The following is a 17,949-nucleotide window of genomic DNA, read 5'->3' on the forward strand; positions in this document are numbered from 1 at the left end:
TTCATCGGATGATCATTTTCGATTAGAGCCCGCTACGCCATCTGCTGCAAAATCTTCACTATCTTGGCCCAGTATTCTCCCAACGACAAAGAAGCAGTAGGCTTGCGTTCGTTTCGGTAACTCTTACGCAACCTAGGCCTGTAGGCAGATCAGCATTGCTGTCGCGCAAACGCCTGGAAAGATAGAAAAAGCTGTTGCGAGGCCACTCATCAGGATCTTTGATGTTTTCGGACATTCCCCTACTATAAAACTCAGAAGAATACGAACGACGGCCAGGATAGATCAGGGCACCCGATTGAGCCGACTGTGCTTTGAACCAGGCGTCAACCACATCTCGCTGGTTTTGAGGGCGTTCGTCTAGTACTCCAGCGTAAATGATACCTGCGCCCACAATTGGCAGCAGGAAAGCGCTCGCTGCAGCAGCCCGGCTGGTATAAAGGCCGACTTCACTGATTCGCCCTGCAAGAAGCAGCGCCCAGGCGGGTAGAGCCGGGAGCAGATAGGTCCAGAGAATGTTGCCAGAGAACGTGAAGAAGAGAGGCGTGGCCAATGCCCAGAGCCACATATAAGCCTCGAAACGCCGCATCGATGCTCTTCTGCGAATCATTAGAGGCAGGAAAAATGCCCAAGGCAACAGCGACAGACCGAGCTGGATCCAGATGGTGCCATATGGCTTGGCATGTGCACTGCCATATAGGTCCCCAGCCCAATCACTAATTACATATCGGCTCCAGTGTTCACCAACAAAAAAATATTCCATGAACCCAGGCGTCTTTATTTCGGCCGCGACATACCAAGGCACAGAAATACCGAGCATGAGAATAATCCCGGTTACCCACGGAAGCATCATCATCCGATTCCATTCTTTGTGGATGACGATCCAGGCGAACGCCGGCATGCCCATCAACACCAGTGTCAGTGGTCCCTTAGCGAGTAAGCCCAAGCCAAGACCTAAGAACATCAGATAGGCATCCGCTTTGCCTGCACACTTCATCCAACGCCAAAAACCATAGCTAGCAAGCAGTATCGAGAACGACAGAACAGGGTCAGTCAGTACAACACCACTGGATACCAGGCCCAGTGTCGTGCTTGAGAAGATGATGGCTCCCCAGATGCCAGCCCTGCGCGACATCTCCTGGGTCGCGAGCTTAATGATGATAAAGCAGCTTGCTAGGTGAAGTAGCCAAGCTGGAAATCGGGCAGCGAATTCGTTGATACCGAATAACTTCATGCTCGCTGCCTGAGTCCAGAAAGACAGTGGCGGCTTACCCCAAAACGGTACTCCATAATCGAACATTGGGGTAATCCAGTCATTCAGTTCGACCATCTTGCGTGCCATTTCGGCATAGCGTGCTTCGGACGTATCCATCAGGGGATATGCTCCCAGCCCCAGAAGACGTAAAAGCAGAATCGAGATTAGGATCCACAGCAGTGTCCGCTCGTTTTTCAAGTTCAGCATTTCTTACTCTCGATCGAGGAAACCGGAGGGTGAATAGTCACGGGGGTTGCTTTGTTATTGCTCTTCAAAAAATAAAGCGGTCGGCGTTTGACTTCCGCGAGCGTCACACCCAAGTACTCGCCCACCATGGCAACCCCCAAGCACATAAATGAAGCCATTCCGAGCAGCAAGTGATGGATGTCGAAGGAGCCTGCCACGAGCGCTGCGAGCAGGAAACAGATACTGGAGACGAAGAAGCCGAAGCTAATGAGGCTGAATATACGCAGCGGCTTTCGAGAGAAACTGAGAACACTTTCAATGGCTAGATTGAACAGCCCAGCGGCGTTCCATTTGGTATTACCCGCATGACGAAAAGTGCGATTGTAGGGTAGCTCTATGGTACGAAAACCCACCCAGCCGATCAGGCTCTTAAGAATTCTGGAGCGTTCGTCTAGCGCTCTCAATGCAGCCAATGGCGCAGGGCCAATCAGACGGAAGTCACTGACATCCGCCGGGAGATCAACTTTCTCCACCAGTCGCTGCATGATCCAGTAGTAACTGCGCGCACTCATGCGCTTTAGCAAGGAATCGCCGGTTCGCAAGTCGCGTTGCATGTTCACAACGTCGTAACCCATCTGCCAGTGGTGCACCATGCTCGTAATGAGTTCAGGCGGGTCCTGCAGGTCCACGTCAATAAAGATCAATGCGCTACCGCGCGCGTGGTCGATGCCTGCACTTAACGCAGCCTCTTTGCCGAAGTTTCGGCTCAGGAACAGGCAGCGTACATCAGATCCATCCTGATAGTGGCGAAGTAAGTCTGCAGTACGGTCATTGCTTCCGTCGTCGATATAAAGAATCTCGCACGAGACAGGCAAACACCTTACGACGCGGGTGATGCGCTTGTGAAATTCGGGAATGGTTTGCTCTTCTTGAAAGCAGGGCACCACAATGGTTAACAAAGGATCAGGGCGTTCGGAAAGCCGATGTAATGTCTGCATGATTGAATGTCCAGAAACGGTGTGCGATGAATCCGAGCGCAGTTAGGATTAACGTCACCAATATCTGGGATATAAACGGTGACAGGTCAATTTTAATTAAGACCCACATGCCCATTCCATTACCGAGGTTTGTCGCCAACGAAATCAGCAAAAACCTAATGGGTTGAAGCTTACAATCTCCCTTCGCTATAAAGCAGAGCCTTTTATTACCAACATAGCTAACAAACGCGCCTAAGACGCCTCCGCTAACGCTGGCCAACACTGGATCAGCAAACCCGCTCGCGACCAGTGCAAGGAAAACAGAGTAATGCATTCCCGTTGCAATAGATCCGACCCCTAGATAACGAATAAATAACGCTACAATAGGCAAGTTTTTATTTTCCATCTGCGAAGCTTAAGGAGTTCAAAGTGAAAAAAAAGTGAAAATTACATGTGATTTCAGAGCTGAATAACTTCAACATGACTCGAAAATTACAATTTTGAAAAAAACAGATAATCCATATCACAAGTATAGATACCCCACATTACCCTGCTGCGAGTTGAATGGGTGACCACATAGTAAGTTTGTCTATCGCAGAGATTAGTTAGTGCAGAGAGACTGGAATCACAATTGTACGCTTCTAGGATTTCCCACATACCACAAGCTTCCAATTTACTCCACAGGTCGAAGTCTTAGAAATACACTGCCCCAATCATTCGGCCTCGCCAATTTTAGCCGTCTTAATATCAAAATATTCAAAAGGTTAAGTACCAAAAGCTCACTCTGAGCAAGCTGCGATCAGGTTAATCTAGGGAAAGTTACTATTGCTTAGCCATCAGGAGGGTCAACCAGATGTTATGAACTCGATCGTTCTGAATGCAGGTGTTCCAACCAAGTATATTAGCTATAACGTATTAAGGCTTGAGGGCGAGTAGCACCGTCGGTGCAACAATTTTTGCCTAGTACCACTCCAGGCGCCTTAAAAAACGCCAGGCATTGCCTGGCGCTTATTAAATGCCTAGCCATTCAAAAAATTCAGCTTTTGTTATTCGGGCATTGCGAGAATACAGAATAGCGAATCGTCTTGAGTTCACCCTGGGGGTCTTCGTAGCTCATCAATCGTGAATAAATCTGGCAAGTACGAGGGTCCTGGGATTGACGTACGAATTTCTCTACATCAATCTTCATGCCGTATTTATAGTCGACAATCTCTGGCATAGGCTTGTTATTTTTTTTCGCGTAGGCAGCCACGGCACTTTGGTGCTCCTGGATGTATTCCATCTGCTTCTTCTCCGAAAAAGTAGTGGCTTGCGAAGTCATAGAGCAAAAAACAAGTGCAGCTGCAACAATAAGCTTTTTCATAAGTTTCTCTCGATATCAATGTCACTGGATGCAACCTTATCAATTCATAGGCATCACCGGCATGACGGAAAACTTACAATTTTGAAAGGTGAAATATCGACCCTATAAAAACGAAAAAGCCCACAACTGTTGTTGTGGGCTTTTGTTTATCGGCTATCAGCTTTCTGCTTCATCGCCGTCATCATCCTTGCGATGTGCCCATTGATACAGAGCAGGCAACACCAGCAAGGTAAGTGCGGTGGAGGACAAGATACCGCCGATCACGACTGTAGCCAGCGGCCGCTGAACCTCTGCACCGGTACCGGTTGCCAGTGCCATAGGTATGAATCCCAGGGATGCAACAAGGGCAGTCATCAGCACTGGCCGTAATCGAGTCAATGCGCCTTCATCAACTGCGTGACGTAGGGTACGCCCTTCCTCACGTAGTCCGCGGATAAAGGAAATCATTACCAAACCGTTCAACACAGCTACACCGGAAAGCGCAATGAATCCGACCCCTGCCGAGATCGACAGCGGGATATCCCGCAGCCAAAGCGCGACTACGCCACCCGTGAGTGCGAATGGGATCCCGGTGAAGACCAGCATGCCATCCTTGAGGTTGTTGAACATCAAGAACAACAACGTCATGACCAACAGCAAAGCTACCGGAACAACTACCTGCAGACGTTTGGCTGCTGACTGCAGTTGCTCGAACTGACCACCCCACGTGGTCCAGTAGCCAGCGGGAATCTCCACGCCGGTTGCCAGAGCACTGCTCGCTTCTTCAACAAACGAACCAAGGTCACGCCCCCGAACGTTTGCGCTGACCACAACAACACGCTTACCGTTCTCTCGGCTTATCTGGTTCGGACCTAGCTGCAGATCCAGGCTAGCCACTTGGGACAGCGGAATGAAGCCGATTTGATTCGCCCCTTGTGCCGCATTCGGCGGCACGGGAATCAGCAAGCCGGACAACCCCGCTACATCTGTACGCAGTGTTTCAGATAGACGTACCACCATATCGAAGCGGCGATCGCCCTCATAAAGCGTGCCGGCCTGACGACCACCTACTGCGATTGCAATCGCATCTTGCACTGCGCCGATGTTCAGGCTGTAACGTGCTGCCTTCTCCCGATCAATATTGATGGTAAGTACAGGCAGGCCTGTAGTCTGCTCTACCTTCACCTCCGAAGACCCCTGGACACCCTTTAATGCAGTGGCTATCTTCGCTGCTGTTCGATTTAGAACGTCCATGTCATCGCCGAACACCTTGACGGCCACGTCACTGCGGACACCCGAAATGAGTTCGTTGAAGCGCAGTTGAATAGGTTGGGACAACTCATAGTTGCTGCCAGGCACACTTGCTGCAGCTTTCTGAACTTCAGCAATTAGCTCTTCACGCGATCGATTGGGATCTGGCCACTGGTCTTTCGGCTTCAGCATCACGTAAGCGTCTGAGATATTCGGCGGCATTGGATCGGAAGCAATTTCCGCTGTGCCGGTACGGGCAAACATTCGCTCGACCTCAGGCACCTGCTCAATGACGGCTTTTTCCAAGCGCTGCTGCATGTCTACGGACTGAGTCAAGCTAGTCCCCGGTACTCGTAAAGCCTGCAGCGCAAAATCCCCTTCACTCAGACTCGGAATGAACTCACTGCCCATTCGGCTCGCGAGCACACCACTTAGAACGACCAAGGCTATGGCGGCGGAAAATGCGATGCTTCTATGCTTAAGCACCCACTGCAGAACGGGAGCGTAACGCTGCCGTGCAATACGCATCACCATCCCCTCTTCTTCCTTGACCTTGCCTGTGACGAACATGGCAATTGCCGCAGGAACAAAGGTTACGGAGAGAATCATCGCGCCGACAAGTGCCATCACCACGGTAAATGCCATGGGGTGGAACATTTTTCCTTCGACACCGGTGAGTGCAAAGATCGGCAAATACACAACCATGATAATCAGCTGACCGAAGATCAAGGGGCGGCGAGCTTCCCGTGCAGCTGCAAAAACCTCGTGAAAGCGCTCGGCTTTGGTGAGCATCCGCCCATGCTTGTTTTGTGCATGAGCCAGGCGCCTGATTGCGTTCTCGACAATCACTACCGCCCCATCAACAATGATGCCAAAGTCGAGTGCGCCAAGGCTCATCAAGTTGGCACTGACCTTGTTGTTGAACATGCCTGTAAACGTGAACAACATGGACAACGGGATCACCATGGCAGTGATCAGTGCCGCACGGATGTTACCGAGGAACAGGAACAAGATAACGATTACAAGAATCGCCCCTTCAATCAGGTTCTTCTTCACTGTCGATATGGCTTTTTCAACCAAATTGGTACGGTCGTAGACGGTAACGGCAACAACGCCCTTGGGTAGGGTACGGTTAATGTCAGCCAGTTTGGCTGCAACAGCTTGAGATACTGTCCGGCTGTTTTCGCCGATCAGCATGAACACCGTACCCAATACAACCTCTCGACCGTTCTCAGTAGCAGCTCCAGAGCGGAGCTCTTTCCCGATGCTGACTTCAGCGACATTGCTGACTCGAATCGGCACGCCATCGACACTGGTAATCACAATATTGGCGATATCTTCGATACTGCCTACCTGGCCGGGTGCGCGGATGAGCAACTGCTCACCGCTGCGCTCGACGTAACCGGCGCCAACGTTGGCGTTGTTGCTTTCCAAGGCAGCGACCAGATCATTAAGAGTCAGCTTGTAAGTGGCCAGACGTTTCGGATCCGGAGCAATCAGGTACTGCTTGGCATAGCCACCAATGGTGTTGATCTCGGCCACACCCCGGACGTTGCGCAATTGTGGCTTGATTATCCAATCCTGGATCACGCGCAAATCAGTTGGTGTATAGGCCGTACCATCCTCTTTGACAGCGCCTTTCTCAGTCTCGACAGTCCACAGGAAGATCTCGCCGAGACCCGTTGATACAGGCCCCATCACTGCGTCTACGCCATCCGGCAACTGCTCCTTCGCTACCTGCAGTCGCTCGTTGACCTGTTGCCTAGCGAAGAAGATGTCGGTGCCGTCTTCAAAAATGACGGTGACCTGAGATAGTCCAGAGCGAGAAAGGGAACGAGTCTGCTGAAGGCCCGGCAAGCCAGCCATTGCCGTTTCAACTGGAAAGGTAATTCGCTGTTCGGTTTCCAACGGAGAGTAACCAGGAGCAGCAGTGTTGACCTGAACCTGTACGTTGGTAATATCTGGTACTGCATCAATAGGCAGCTTTTGATAGCTGTAGACACCGATACCGGCCATGATCAGCACGGCTATCATTACAACGATGCGCTGCTCAATGGCGAATCTTATGAGACGTTCAAACATGTGGAATGATCCTGTCAGTTCGCATCAGTGACTGTGCTCGGCACTAGCCTTGCCGAGCTCGGACTTGAGCGTGAAGCTGCCACTGGCTGCCACTTGGGCGCCGGATTGGAGGCCTTCGGTTATTTCCACATAGCCACCTGCACGGCGACCAAGCGTTACCGTGCGAGTGTCAAATCCCTCAGTGGTCCTGACGAATACCGCAGGCTTTTCCTCAACGGTCTGCACTGCGGATTCTGGAACGGCTACGGCCACCCGATCAGTCTGTGAAGTGACCGCGATGCTTACGAAAAGGCCTGGTCGCCAGGCTCCATTTGGATTGGTCAGCGTGACGCGAACGGTCGCTGCACGGTTCTGCTCACCCAGGAGGCTGCCTACATAACCAACCTTGCCGTCCACCTCAGCCTTCATGTCAGGCGAAGAAACCTTTACCGCACGGCCTGTCACAACCTTCCCCAAATCGCTCGGAGGAACTGCGAAGGTTGCCCACACCTGATTGAGGTCTGAAAGAATGAAAGCGTTGGTTGCCTCGCTGACAACCTCACCGACGGTCAGGTGCTTCTCCACGACAACTGCGTCGAAGGGCGCGCGAAGCTCGTAGCGGTTACCGCCGGCAGAATTGACCGATGCCCCGATAGCTCCGACCTTTTGCTTAGCATTGGCCAAGGATATATCTGCCTCTTGCAACCCTTGACGAGCCTGGAGGTAATCCTGTTCGGCGGAGATTTTGTCCTGCCACAACTGTTTCTCGCGGTCGAAGGTCAAACGTGCCAGTTCTACACGTCGTTGAGCGGCTTGTTGCTCACTGCGTAGATCGGAGATCTGTTGACTCGCAATCACCGCAAGGACTTGCCCCTTCTTAACCGACTCTCCGAGGTTGGCCTGAACGCTTTCTACAACGCCAGGTACGCGAGGCACGACATGCGCTGTATGGTCCTCGTCAAACCGTATCTCGCCAGGAAAAGTCACGACGGTGCTAAGTTCACGGGGAGCCGCAGCTTCGAGGACGACACCGGCAGCCTTGATCTGCTCAGCGCTAAGCGTCATCTTGCCTTCTTCCTCCTCTCCCTTTTCGCTGTCGCTGTGGCCCTCCTCACCGTGGCCATCATCCCCCCCCTCTTCAGCGGGTGCTGCGGCAATCTTCTTATGCTCATGGCCGTCCTCAGCGCCGTGTTCGGCATTACTGGCTGGCGGCTGCTCAGAACTAGAGTTCCAGGCGAAGCTGCCAAATCCAAGGGCTGCCACAGCGACTACCGCCAGTGCGATCTTACGTTTGTTGTCCATTGTTACTCCTGCTGATCGTAGGTAGCGGCTTATTCAAAGACGCGTACCGAGGAAAATGTCTAGGCGTTCAGCGAAAACTGGCATTCGATCCGACGTCGCCATAAACCCTTTCCACCTGCGCACGCGCATTGGTTGCAGCCGCCAACGAGTCGAGGTACTGGCCACGAGCGACTATCAAGGTGCGCTGCGCATCCAGCACTTCGATGAAGCCGAATTTGCCCATCTCAAATCCACGCGTTGCGGTATCCACGGCCAGTTGAGCTGAAGGCAGAATCGTCTTGTCGTAAGACTCGACCTCTTGCATGGCGGTAGCCCACTGGTTAACTGCGGTTTGGGTTTCGGAGCGTAGCCTTAGCTCTACAGCGTTTCGTTGGTCTCGGGCCTGATCTGCGCGGCGAGAAGCGGAAAGAATGTTGCCCTGATTACGATCAAAGAGCGGCAAAGGCATCGACAGCCCCACGAGGTTGACCCGCTCGCGAACAGACCGGTCATATTGGCTACCCACACTCACAGTGAGATTCGGGATACGTTGGGCCTTTTCCGACCCGAGTGAGGCATCGCTCTTGTCTATTTGAGCAAGCGCCTGTCGCATCTCTGCAGTTTGATCAAGCTTCGCCAATAATTCTGCGGCCTGCGGCGGAATGCCGGGAGATAGGTTTGGCGAGTCCAGACGATCAAATGCAGTAGCCGAGCTGCCTATTACCTGGGCCAATTGCTGGTAAGCCGTTGACTTCGCTGTTTCAGCGCGCCTTACCTGTAACTTGGCTTCAGCCAACTGCACCTGGGCGCGCGTAGCCTCCACCGGTGAGGACTTACCGGCGCGCACCCGACCATCGACTATGCGCAGACCGCGTTCGGTGAGCTCCAAAGATTGTTTTGCCAGGTTCAAGCCTGTCTGAGCCCTTAAGGCGGCGTAGAAAAACTGGACAACATCCGCACGAAGACCATTGACTCGTCGGTCCAGCTCTAGCTGCGCGACGGTTTGACCGTAGGTGGCAACTTCGATACGAGCACTTCGTTTGCCACCCAACTCTAAAGGCTGACTAAGGGTGACTGTGGTCGTGCTTGTATTACGACGGGTGTCTTCCACGTCATACGAAATTTCAGGATTAGGGATGAGTCCCGCTTGCTTGCGAACTCCTTCCGAGATGCCGATTTCCTGACGCGCAGCTGCAAGATCGGGGTTAGCATCCATTGCAGTGGAAAGCGCTTCGGCCAGGCTAATACTCTGAGCAAATGCGGCTGGCACGATCGCTCCTGAAAGGAGCGTACAGAATGCAATGGCTCTCAAGGGAAAGACAAAGACAGAGGTTTTAGATAAAACGTTGTGATTATACCAGGGCACTTTATGGTCCTCGTGCACAAACTTTGATAAAGCTTGGCGAGAACGTATTTACAGCCGCCAAGCTCCACTGGATCAGGTGATGGCACTCTAATCAGCGATCGCTATCAGTGGGGTGGCTGTAAAATTACAATTTCGTTAGAAAGTACGTTCGACATTAAAATTTCCCGCCCAGTTGCGCACGGGACAAGCTATTGAGTAAATCAGTCCGCAGCTACAAAACGTCCTTAAATACGACAGATAACAATTAGATTGCCAAATTGTAATTTTTCTATCACCAATCCGTTATCTTTGATCTGCAACTATCATGTCAGGTCCTACGCAGGTGCCCGGCCGGGCCACAAAAAAAATATAGCCGTGTCGGTAAATCAAAATAAAAGCTGCCGTAATCAAAGGGGCATCAAATGAAAATTAAAGTACCGTTGTGTGTGTTGGCAGCTTCTGCTTTTTCCATAAGCTATACAGCTATAGCAAACGCGGAAGATAAGTCATCAGAAGGTTTTATTGACGGTAGCAGCCTCACTGTTTTAAACCGAAACTTCTATTTCAATCGTGATAATCGCAGCTCTTCTGCGCCAACGTTCAATAGCGGCAAGGGAAACACCAACGGATATTCTGAAGCTTGGGCGCATGCGATAATTTCTAAATTCAACTCGGGCTTCACCCAAGGCACCGTCGGCTTTGGTTTAGATGCCTTCGCTATGATCGGCCTCAAGCTCGATACAGGCGATGGCCGTAACGGCGGCCGAAGCTCCTTCGATGTGTTGCCAGTTGATGGAAAGGGCCAGGCCCGTGATGAATACACGAAGGTTGGGGGGGCTGCCAAAGTCCGCCTGTTCGATACCGTAGTGAAATTGGGTGATGTCTTCCCAGCGACACCAGTCGTTGCATCAGGAGACGCACGTCTACTGCCAGAAAGCTTCCGCGGTGTAACGGTTGAAAACACCAGCATGCAAGGCCTCACCCTGCAGGGTGGTAGACTACACGCGATGAGCCAACCAGTATCCAGCGACCTGAACGATAACTTCGTGACCTTCTATGGCGGCCCAGTCAACTCGCCTTGGATCGGTTACGGTGGCGGCGATTACAAGGTCAACGACAGTGTTACTGTAAGTCTCTATGCCAGCCAGCTAAAAGATGTATGGAATCAATACTACGCCGGGACAAGCGTCTCCTACCCGCTTAGCAATGATTTGACCCTGATCAGCGGCTTTAATTACTATAAAGCTGTTGACGAAGGCAAGAAACGTTTGGGTGAGTTCGATAATAATATCTGGAGCGCCAAGCTCGGCGTCAGGTATGGTGCACACACCCTCGCACTGTCGCATCAGCGTAACAATGGCGATGACGATTTCGACTATTTACGTCAATCAGACTCGATATTCGTCGACAACTCAATTCAGTACAGCGATTTCAACTCGCCAAAAGAACGCTCTTGGATGCTGCGCTACGACCTAAACATGACCGACTACGGTATTCCAGGCCTTTCGTTCATGACTCGCTATGCCAAAGGCTCTGGCGCGGACTACTCTAATGCCAATCAGTTTTACATGCGTACCGATGACAATGGCAATCCGCTCACCAATCAGAAACGTTGGGAGCGTGACATTGAGGTTAAATACGTAGTGCAAACAGGAGCTGCCAAAGACCTTTCTTTGAGATTGCGCCAAGCAAATACACGAGCAACTGCTTTCGAATCGGATTTGGATGAAGTGCGCCTGATCGTTGAATACCCACTTTCGGTACTATAAGCCATTGCGTTGCTCTGCTACTCCTCCAGCCGGAACTTCTGAAAAGCAAATCGCTAGTTCAACGAATTCACCTTGAGTTGCTTAAATGCTCCTTTGGTAAAAGGTGAATATTTTACGCCCTTCGGGGCGTTTTTTTTTTACTAAAATTCCAATACCTGTTCAAGGATGTGCATGGCATCCCGATGGAGTTCATGGCTGCACCAGTGGCCCACGTCCTCAACGTGAGAGTCGACCCCATCATCTGAACGGAACAGAGCGCCCACGACAAATAGAACAACCCAATATTTCATAAGGTAAATTCACCTAATGGGGGAGGGTCCGCAATTGACAAACCCAGATGGCGACACATTAACCTGCGAGGTTATCAAGCGTATTGCTTAACAATTACAAGTCTGTTATTTAAGCCACGGACAGTTAGTTTTGATTTACCATTCCCCCCAATGATGACTGCGCACTTGCGTGGTTAAAACTGCTGAGTAATATCGAGACAAAATCCAATGCGAATTCTGGTAATTGAGGATGAAGTAAAAACTGCTGAATATGTACGCCAGGGCCTCACTGAGTGCGGATATGTAGTGGATTGCGTACATACCGGCTCTGACGGGCTATTTCTGGCCAAGCAGCACATGTACGAACTCATTATTCTAGATATCAATCTTCCAGAGATGGATGGTTGGCAAGTTCTAGAACTATTACGACGGAAAGATTGCTCTTCGCGTATTATGATGCTCACTGCCCGCAGCCGACTAATCGATAAAGTCAGAGGTTTGGAGAATGGAGCTGATGACTACCTAATTAAACCCTTCGAATTCCCCGAATTGCTTGCTCGAGTTCGCGCATTGATGCGTAGGTCGGATAGTGCTGCATCTGTAGAAATTATTCGCGTAGCTGACCTTGAGTTGGATCAAAGCCGCCACAGAGCGTTCAGAGATGGTCAGCGTATAGACTTGACAACAAAGGAGTTTGCTCTGCTGCACTATCTAATGCGGAATACGGGCATTGTTCTGAGCCGCACACAAATCATATCTCAAGTGTGGGATATGAATTTTGACTGCGACACTAATGTCGTTGAGGTTTCCATAAGAAGACTTAGAGCCAAGATGGACGACCCTTTTGAGAGTAAGTTAATTCACACACTTAGAGGCGTGGGATATGTTCTAGAAAAACGCTAGATTTACATTATTAAAAATAATGAACGTGCGAATAATATTTGATGCTTTCAAATAATGCCCCGTTCAAAATCCTTGGTAGCAATATAAAGCGCTCAAATTCAGACTATTAAAAGTGTTCGTTCAGGAGGGTGTTTTTAGCAGAGCAGTCAGGAAAGCCTTAAATTTTAATATGTCGCCAAATTCATGCTCCCAAGTGGCGCTCCGCAGATTCACTACTTTGAGATTGACATCATCGAAATGGCGCCGCCATAGGGCAATTACTTGTCGAATACTGCAGAGAAAATCTTACTGCCGCCTTGTTGTTGGTCTTGTAAAGATCTGTAAGCCTTCAGCCACTTCCCGGCCTCCCGCTCAGCTCTTGTTCTCTCGAACAGCATCTGGGTCTGAGACTCAAGTGCTAACTCAAAGCGCTTCTTAAGATCAATGTTTTCTTGTTTTATCTCTTCAATTTTTTTTGGCAGCCTCACCACGTTGAGGCAATTTTCTTTTTCCATTTTTTAAAACTATATCCCTCACTTAATAATATTTAGTATTTGATCAAGCTATGAGGGATCGAGACCTACCAGTCTCGTCGTCTACGGCGGACAACGTGAATTCTACCTTGGCTTTGCGCTGCATTTCTAAATTTTTATGATTACGGGGCACGTTGTTTACCAGCCTCTCAAAAGCATCGCTTATAATATCAAGCTCGTCAATAGAGCGTTTTCGAAAATTAGTCATTGATATTAAATTGCCGCCTATTCCGACTAATTACCCAAAGACAAAATCCTTATAGTTTTTCGCCTGTTCAGCCTGTTTACGGATAACAGCGAATGAAGATTCACTCTTAGGCATATCCGAAGTCAAGAAATTCGAATATTCTGAATATCGATATTTCCAGAATGATAAATGGCTTCTGTTAATAATAAAAAATTGACATCCTAAACATACGCTAAGCTGCTGAGTTTTATAATTAGGTGCTCTACCTATCGGGGCCTTCTTCCGCATACTCGATGTCACTGCAACTGCGAATCATCTAGAGGAAGACCAGTGGCGTGCGGTGCGAACCAGATAACCAATCCTTTTTCAAACAAAAAAGTGTCTAACATCAGCCCATCCTTGGGCCTTATTTTGACCCTTTTGCTATCGTGGATACCACATAAAGCGTTAACCAAAGTAGGAGAAAATCCTCTTCTAACAACAAACTTTGACTGACGGGAGGAGGCCACCATAACAACCACTGTCGAGTCCGCGACTAGACAATAGGCGCGTCCAGGAAAGTAAAATCCAACCTAATCTGTTGCCGCTGACCGAAAACTGACCCATTGGGTCAGTTTTCAATCGGCGCCAACATACGACAATTTCGCGGGCATCCGACAGAGCTTCGGCGGCACGTTTGAAATCTGACATCAGAAAGCTCCTCGGTAAGGAGCCAGGAGACTTAAGCGAACTTGGGACTGATCGTCGACTTGCGCCTCAGGTAGAGGGGAGCGTACATCTGGTGATTGGCTGATTTGGGAGCCGGCACTGATATCCTAGGGCGGTGATTTTCCAAGCGCTTTTTCGAGAACCACACCTGTGATGTCTTTTTTTTGCGAAGGTCCAGCTCTCCCATTTTGTAAACACCGCGAGAGGTGCGATATACAACAGCACTTTCTTGAGTTGCTATGCCTTGGAAGCAAATAATTTGGTCCAGGTCCTCCAAACTCCATCTGCCGGAACGGGTCAGGGCTGGTGGGCACAGCATCTGCACGTGACTGATGACAACGTCAGGAGCAGCATTCATATAGTACTGAAGTTCATACGCACAGCTGACCATCGCAGCGCGATCACTCATCCCTGTCTGGGCTGAGGTAATGGTGATAAGAAATCCCACCCCCTCTAGTTCACAGTGTGTCCTAGTGAAAACTTTACGTTCTGCAGGGTCAAGTATGTATATCAATTGCCAACCCATTCCCGATTCAGTCCGTGCCGCTCGTACACTCACAGTGGAAAAATATTCGGTATCGCAGGACTCATCTCGACTGCGTTGTGAGTGTTTGAGGATTTGTAGAACGTTCCTGGAAGGATGAGGATTCCAAGCTTACGCGCTATATATGCATTTTATACCCCCACGATGTGATGCGTCAAAGCGTGGCTTTATTCTCTCTTTTGTGAGTACACGGAAGAGAGATGGATTATTTGGAGGCTTTGGGGCAGGTCATAAGGGAAGTCCGGGTTGCTGCTGGGCTCAGTCGAGAGGGCTGTGCACAAGTCCTAAATCGAGATCATCTTGCCAAGGTCGAACAAGGACGCCTGGCCATTTCTGTTCTCAAACTCTATTCTTTATGCGAATGCCTAGGCATCTCCCTCAGCCTTGTGCTTATGGCTGTGGAGGCGCGCATGGTTGGTATCGACCTTGAAGCCTATCGGCATCAGCAAGAACGTGATTTAAACCGACTTGTCGGAGCTGGCCTGCTGAGTAGTGTTATCAATCATGGTGCGAGCCGCGGGGTACGTGGAAAGCGGGCAGAAGATAATCGTTTGGCCATCCAGACTTTGCAAACCGAAGGATTAGCAAAAATGGAGATCGTTCGTAGACTGGGTGTCAGTCGCGCCACAGTCGACCGTTATTGGCTGAAGCGATGAGCGACCAAACACTCCCGAGGGGGTTGTAATTTTAAAAATATTCCAAACATTCCCATTATGCTGGAGCTTAGTTTGCATAAGCTCCAAACGCTTACTAAACGGTCAATCACGTTCGAAGGCTCTGACCTATTTCATCCTTCAGTACCAGTGGCTTCAGAAAGCTCGCTCAAAGCGCCCACATTGTTTTTGAAAGCTGCTGCAAACACTGAGCGATTTTTAGCCATGTAGATGCTCACATCCTCTGCGTGTTTCTCAGATAGCCCCGGTACATGCTTCATCAGTGTGTCCGTCAGCAGCTCCGCCAGCTCAAGCATTTGATCATGCGCATCAGCGAGTTTGCGGTCCACAAAAGTAGTCTCCAGGTCTCGGGTACTGCGATAAAGAGTCTCAACTGCCATTTTGGCCTCGTCGTCTGTCTGTCCAGCGTGTATGAGGAAGCATTTGTTCAAATCAAATGCTGGCCGATGAATCTTGCGAACTGTTGCGCTAAAGCCCTACGAGCTAACTAGGCAGGGTGGCAAAAGCGAAAACTAGGCAGGATAATTGGTTTCGAAGGACAATATTTCTCCATCTGGATACGTAGGCTGCTGATACTACGGCAGTTTTAGATGCAGCTACCCCGACCAATGGCCTATCTAGGCAGTCCGCTAGTCCGCAAAACGATATACAAACGCTCCAGATCTCGGCTGCTGCGGTATACCACTTCGACGGCCATTCACCACCTCACATGCCTTCACGATAGTTGTCTTTTGCGACTACTGTATTTATATACAGCTAAAAGGGTAAGCCAAACCGTGGGGTTTGGGTAGCAGTTTTTTACTGTAGCCCGTAAATACAGGTTTGCGACGCCGGAAATTTCTCACAATACGATGAGGTTGCCGAGTAATCCGGCGCAGGCTTACCTTTTGCCGTCCCTGCGAGCGCAGGGCCGAGTTTGGCGGCTCGATTCCGAAGGAGCACTCAACAGATAACTACCGGAGTTGCATCATGGGAAAAAATACTTCCAGTTGTGCCGAGCAATTCGATTCAGAGCCGCCTGTTACGCTTTTTAACGTGACCCCCGCGTCGGATACAGAAGCTTTACTGGCCAATGCCAGTGAGAGCTTGAGCAGCGCCCGTGAATTGGCTAGTACGTTGGCATTCGACCTTGAAGGTCCGCAGCGAAGCCTGGTGTTTGCCATTCACCAATTGGTGGAAATGAGCGGCTTGCTGGTAGACCGAGCGCTGGAGCAAGTCGCGCCAGCTTGACGCTGGCCGAATACCTGTGGCGAGCGAGCTTGCTCGCGCTGGGCTGCGAAGCAGCCCTTTTCAGGCAATTGTGTTCTTCCAGGTAAATCCAGTGGGAAGACTTTGGGGGCGCTACGCACCCCAGCGCGAGCAAGCTCGCTCGCCACATGGGGGGTGTTCATAGCTTATGGAAACGGAGTTCCCCGACCCACCTGAGGTTGAAGATTGCGCGTCATCCTACGAACTTTGGTTCCGAGCCAAGGTGCAAGCGACTCTGGATGACACCAGTCCAGGCCTCTCTCATGAACAAGTAATGCACGAAATGCATGTGTTGATCGCAGCCAAGTTGCCAATACAACAATCCGATTAAGTGCCTCGTATCATTCAGCCATCATCTCACTCTGCAGTGTCTGGCCTTTTTTCTGCATGCAGAACAACCGTCACGTCCAACCCGCATTATCCGGTCGAGCCGACCTAAGGAAGCATCATCGTGAAAATCAACTGGGCCGAAAGGCTGCGCCAGAACGTGCATGAACTGGCCGAGTCCCTGGGTAACCTGTTTGTCGAATCGTTCCACTACCTGGCGCTGTTCGCTATTGGTGCGGTGACGGCCTGGGCGGCGGTGATGGAATTTCTGGGGATGCTGGAGAACGGGCACATCAAGATCGATGACATCTTGCTGCTGTTCATCTACCTGGAACTGGGCGCGATGGTCGGGATTTACTTCAAGACCAACCACATGCCCGTGCGTTTCCTGATCTACGTTGCGATCACCGCGCTGACGCGCCTGTTGATCTCCAACGTGTCCCACCACAACCCGCCAGACGTAGGCATCATCTACCTGTGCGGTGGGATTCTGCTGTTGGCGTTCTCGATCCTGGTGGTGCGTTACGCCTCGTCGGCGTTCCCCTCGGTGAAGGTTGATGGCCCGCGTCGCAAAGGCGAAGCGAACCTGGAAACCGAGAAAGGCGAGCTTTAAAGCCCGACGCTGAAGGGCAGCGCTCGCGCCGGCGGGCGCTGCAACAGTTTGTGGTCGCCATCGGTCATCACCGCGAGGATCTCCATGGCGCTGTGGCCCTGTTCGATGGCGATGCCAAATTGGATGCTTTGCACCAGGCGTTTGAGCCGCTGCGGGTCGTTGCGTTGCTCGGCGCTGATCATGCGCTTGGCCACCACGCCCGCCTCGTTGGAGAGGGTGAGCATGATGCTGCCATCCAGCCGCTGGATGCTCAGGTTGACGCGGTATTCAGGGGTGAAGGTGTCAGTGATGATCTGAAAAGGATTGTCCATGGTGCGTACCGCCTGATAAGAACATGCAGTCATTGACGACCGTTGTCGGCATTAGTTCGCATTGCCTGACCACCGGCCATTTCCCTCATTTTCTGTACAGCAAGGGCCGTGCCGTACAGCGAACCTGTGGGAGCGGGCTTGCTCGCGAATGCGGTGAACCAGTCAATGAATACTTGGCTGACATACCGC

The 17,949-nt window shown here is 50.7% G+C and carries 17 protein-coding genes; 6 read left to right on the plus strand and 11 right to left on the minus strand.

Annotation, left to right across the window (positions count from 1 at the left end):
* Nucleotides 1-58: 58 nt before the first annotated feature.
* The 7 genes from NUV89_RS08680 to NUV89_RS08710 form a co-directional block, all read right to left on the minus strand.
* A complete protein-coding gene (locus NUV89_RS08680; protein ID WP_017736207.1) occupies nt 59-1,459 on the minus strand; it encodes a glycosyltransferase family 39 protein in 1,401 nt (466 codons plus the stop codon).
* Entirely contained in the window at nt 1,453-2,436 is a 984-nt protein-coding gene (locus tag NUV89_RS08685; protein WP_026136730.1) for a glycosyltransferase family 2 protein, read from the minus strand. Before NUV89_RS08685 ends, NUV89_RS08680 begins: the two co-directional genes overlap by 7 nt.
* Nucleotides 2,402-2,821 carry a GtrA family protein gene (locus NUV89_RS08690; protein ID WP_081609224.1) on the minus strand — a complete coding sequence of 140 codons (420 nt, stop codon included), beginning with the start codon at nt 2,819-2,821 and terminating at the stop codon, nt 2,402-2,404. Before NUV89_RS08690 ends, NUV89_RS08685 begins: the two co-directional genes overlap by 35 nt.
* A 630-nt stretch (nt 2,822-3,451) precedes the next feature.
* Nucleotides 3,452-3,778: a DUF2790 domain-containing protein gene (locus NUV89_RS08695; RefSeq protein WP_017736204.1), complete on the minus strand. Its 327-nt coding sequence runs from the start codon at nt 3,776-3,778 to the stop codon at nt 3,452-3,454.
* A 156-nt stretch (nt 3,779-3,934) separates the two neighbouring features.
* A complete protein-coding gene (locus tag NUV89_RS08700) occupies nt 3,935-7,090 on the minus strand; it encodes a CusA/CzcA family heavy metal efflux RND transporter (RefSeq protein WP_017736203.1) in 3,156 nt (1,051 codons plus the stop codon).
* A gap of 24 nt (nt 7,091-7,114) precedes the next feature.
* Entirely contained in the window at nt 7,115-8,371 is a 1,257-nt protein-coding gene (locus tag NUV89_RS08705) for an efflux RND transporter periplasmic adaptor subunit (RefSeq protein WP_017736202.1), read from the minus strand.
* 67 nt (nt 8,372-8,438) lie between these two features.
* Nucleotides 8,439-9,716, minus strand: coding sequence for a TolC family protein (locus NUV89_RS08710; protein WP_081609223.1), 1,278 nt, complete (start codon nt 9,714-9,716; stop codon nt 8,439-8,441).
* Nucleotides 9,717-10,117: 401 nt separating this feature from the next.
* Between NUV89_RS08710 and NUV89_RS08715 the strand changes: the two genes are divergently transcribed.
* Both NUV89_RS08715 and NUV89_RS08720 read left to right on the plus strand, forming a co-directional pair.
* On the plus strand, nt 10,118-11,464 hold the full coding sequence (locus NUV89_RS08715; protein ID WP_026136728.1) for an OprD family porin: 1,347 nt from the start codon (nt 10,118-10,120) through the stop codon (nt 11,462-11,464).
* A 497-nt stretch (nt 11,465-11,961) separates the two neighbouring features.
* The gene (locus tag NUV89_RS08720; protein WP_017736199.1) at nt 11,962-12,636 is read left to right on the plus strand and encodes a heavy metal response regulator transcription factor; all 675 of its coding nucleotides are present in this window, start codon (nt 11,962-11,964) and stop codon (nt 12,634-12,636) included.
* A gap of 257 nt (nt 12,637-12,893) precedes the next feature.
* Here the strand turns inward: NUV89_RS08720 and NUV89_RS08725 are convergent, their stop codons facing one another.
* On the minus strand, nt 12,894-13,130 hold the full coding sequence (locus NUV89_RS08725) for a hypothetical protein (protein ID WP_017736198.1): 237 nt from the start codon (nt 13,128-13,130) through the stop codon (nt 12,894-12,896).
* A gap of 926 nt (nt 13,131-14,056) precedes the next feature.
* The gene (locus tag NUV89_RS08730; RefSeq protein WP_257780981.1) at nt 14,057-14,491 is read right to left on the minus strand and encodes a hypothetical protein; all 435 of its coding nucleotides are present in this window, start codon (nt 14,489-14,491) and stop codon (nt 14,057-14,059) included.
* Between the two features lie 296 nt (nt 14,492-14,787).
* Here NUV89_RS08730 and NUV89_RS08735 point away from each other — a divergent pair, with 296 nt between their 5' ends.
* Nucleotides 14,788-15,243 (plus strand): helix-turn-helix domain-containing protein, encoded by a 456-nt coding sequence (locus NUV89_RS08735; RefSeq protein ID WP_017736196.1) that lies wholly within the window; start codon nt 14,788-14,790, stop codon nt 15,241-15,243.
* A gap of 131 nt (nt 15,244-15,374) precedes the next feature.
* On the opposite strand, the gene NUV89_RS08740 is transcribed toward NUV89_RS08735, so the two are convergent.
* Entirely contained in the window at nt 15,375-15,641 is a 267-nt protein-coding gene (locus NUV89_RS08740; RefSeq protein ID WP_026136726.1) for a YebG family protein, read from the minus strand.
* Nucleotides 15,642-16,230: 589 nt separating this feature from the next.
* Here NUV89_RS08740 and NUV89_RS08745 point away from each other — a divergent pair.
* The 3 genes from NUV89_RS08745 (at nt 16,231) to NUV89_RS08755 (ending at nt 17,449) form a co-directional block, all read left to right on the plus strand.
* Nucleotides 16,231-16,491, plus strand: coding sequence for a DUF6124 family protein (locus NUV89_RS08745; RefSeq protein WP_308220189.1), 261 nt, complete (start codon nt 16,231-16,233; stop codon nt 16,489-16,491).
* 166 nt (nt 16,492-16,657) lie between these two features.
* Nucleotides 16,658-16,840, plus strand: a complete 183-nt coding sequence (locus NUV89_RS08750; protein ID WP_257780980.1) for an antitoxin — start codon at nt 16,658-16,660, stop codon at nt 16,838-16,840.
* A 120-nt stretch (nt 16,841-16,960) separates the two neighbouring features.
* Nucleotides 16,961-17,449 (plus strand): phosphate-starvation-inducible protein PsiE, encoded by a 489-nt coding sequence (locus tag NUV89_RS08755; RefSeq protein ID WP_124527359.1) that lies wholly within the window; start codon nt 16,961-16,963, stop codon nt 17,447-17,449.
* On the opposite strand, the gene NUV89_RS08760 is transcribed toward NUV89_RS08755, so the two are convergent.
* Entirely contained in the window at nt 17,446-17,760 is a 315-nt protein-coding gene (locus NUV89_RS08760) for a DUF3509 domain-containing protein (RefSeq protein ID WP_207039954.1), read from the minus strand. The two genes, NUV89_RS08755 and NUV89_RS08760, sit on opposite strands and share 4 nt — an antisense overlap.
* Nucleotides 17,761-17,949: the final 189 nt, after the last annotated feature.

Origin of the sequence: Pseudomonas sp. 18.1.10, from assembly GCF_024655625.1 — a bacterium.
GTDB lineage: Bacteria > Pseudomonadota > Gammaproteobacteria > Pseudomonadales > Pseudomonadaceae > Aquipseudomonas.

What these genes read in the sequence shown, in the direction of transcription:
- NUV89_RS08735 (WP_017736196.1), top strand. Translation starts at nt 14,788, where the DNA reads ATGGATTATTTGGAGGCTTTGGGGCAGGTCATAAGGGAAGTCCGGGTT.
- NUV89_RS08705 (WP_017736202.1), bottom strand. Translation starts at nt 8,371, where the DNA reads ATGGACAACAAACGTAAGATCGCACTGGCGGTAGTCGCTGTGGCAGCC.
- NUV89_RS08760 (WP_207039954.1), bottom strand. Translation starts at nt 17,760, where the DNA reads ATGGACAATCCTTTTCAGATCATCACTGACACCTTCACCCCTGAATAC.
- NUV89_RS08700 (WP_017736203.1), bottom strand. Translation starts at nt 7,090, where the DNA reads ATGTTTGAACGTCTCATAAGATTCGCCATTGAGCAGCGCATCGTTGTA.
- NUV89_RS08725 (WP_017736198.1), bottom strand. Translation starts at nt 13,130, where the DNA reads ATGGAAAAAGAAAATTGCCTCAACGTGGTGAGGCTGCCAAAAAAAATT.
- NUV89_RS08680 (WP_017736207.1), bottom strand. Translation starts at nt 1,459, where the DNA reads ATGCTGAACTTGAAAAACGAGCGGACACTGCTGTGGATCCTAATCTCG.
- NUV89_RS08750 (WP_257780980.1), top strand. Translation starts at nt 16,658, where the DNA reads ATGGAAACGGAGTTCCCCGACCCACCTGAGGTTGAAGATTGCGCGTCA.
- NUV89_RS08740 (WP_026136726.1), bottom strand. Translation starts at nt 15,641, where the DNA reads ATGGCAGTTGAGACTCTTTATCGCAGTACCCGAGACCTGGAGACTACT.
- NUV89_RS08720 (WP_017736199.1), top strand. Translation starts at nt 11,962, where the DNA reads ATGCGAATTCTGGTAATTGAGGATGAAGTAAAAACTGCTGAATATGTA.
- NUV89_RS08695 (WP_017736204.1), bottom strand. Translation starts at nt 3,778, where the DNA reads ATGAAAAAGCTTATTGTTGCAGCTGCACTTGTTTTTTGCTCTATGACT.
- NUV89_RS08685 (WP_026136730.1), bottom strand. Translation starts at nt 2,436, where the DNA reads ATGCAGACATTACATCGGCTTTCCGAACGCCCTGATCCTTTGTTAACC.
- NUV89_RS08715 (WP_026136728.1), top strand. Translation starts at nt 10,118, where the DNA reads ATGAAAATTAAAGTACCGTTGTGTGTGTTGGCAGCTTCTGCTTTTTCC.
- NUV89_RS08690 (WP_081609224.1), bottom strand. Translation starts at nt 2,821, where the DNA reads ATGGAAAATAAAAACTTGCCTATTGTAGCGTTATTTATTCGTTATCTA.
- NUV89_RS08745 (WP_308220189.1), top strand. Translation starts at nt 16,231, where the DNA reads ATGGGAAAAAATACTTCCAGTTGTGCCGAGCAATTCGATTCAGAGCCG.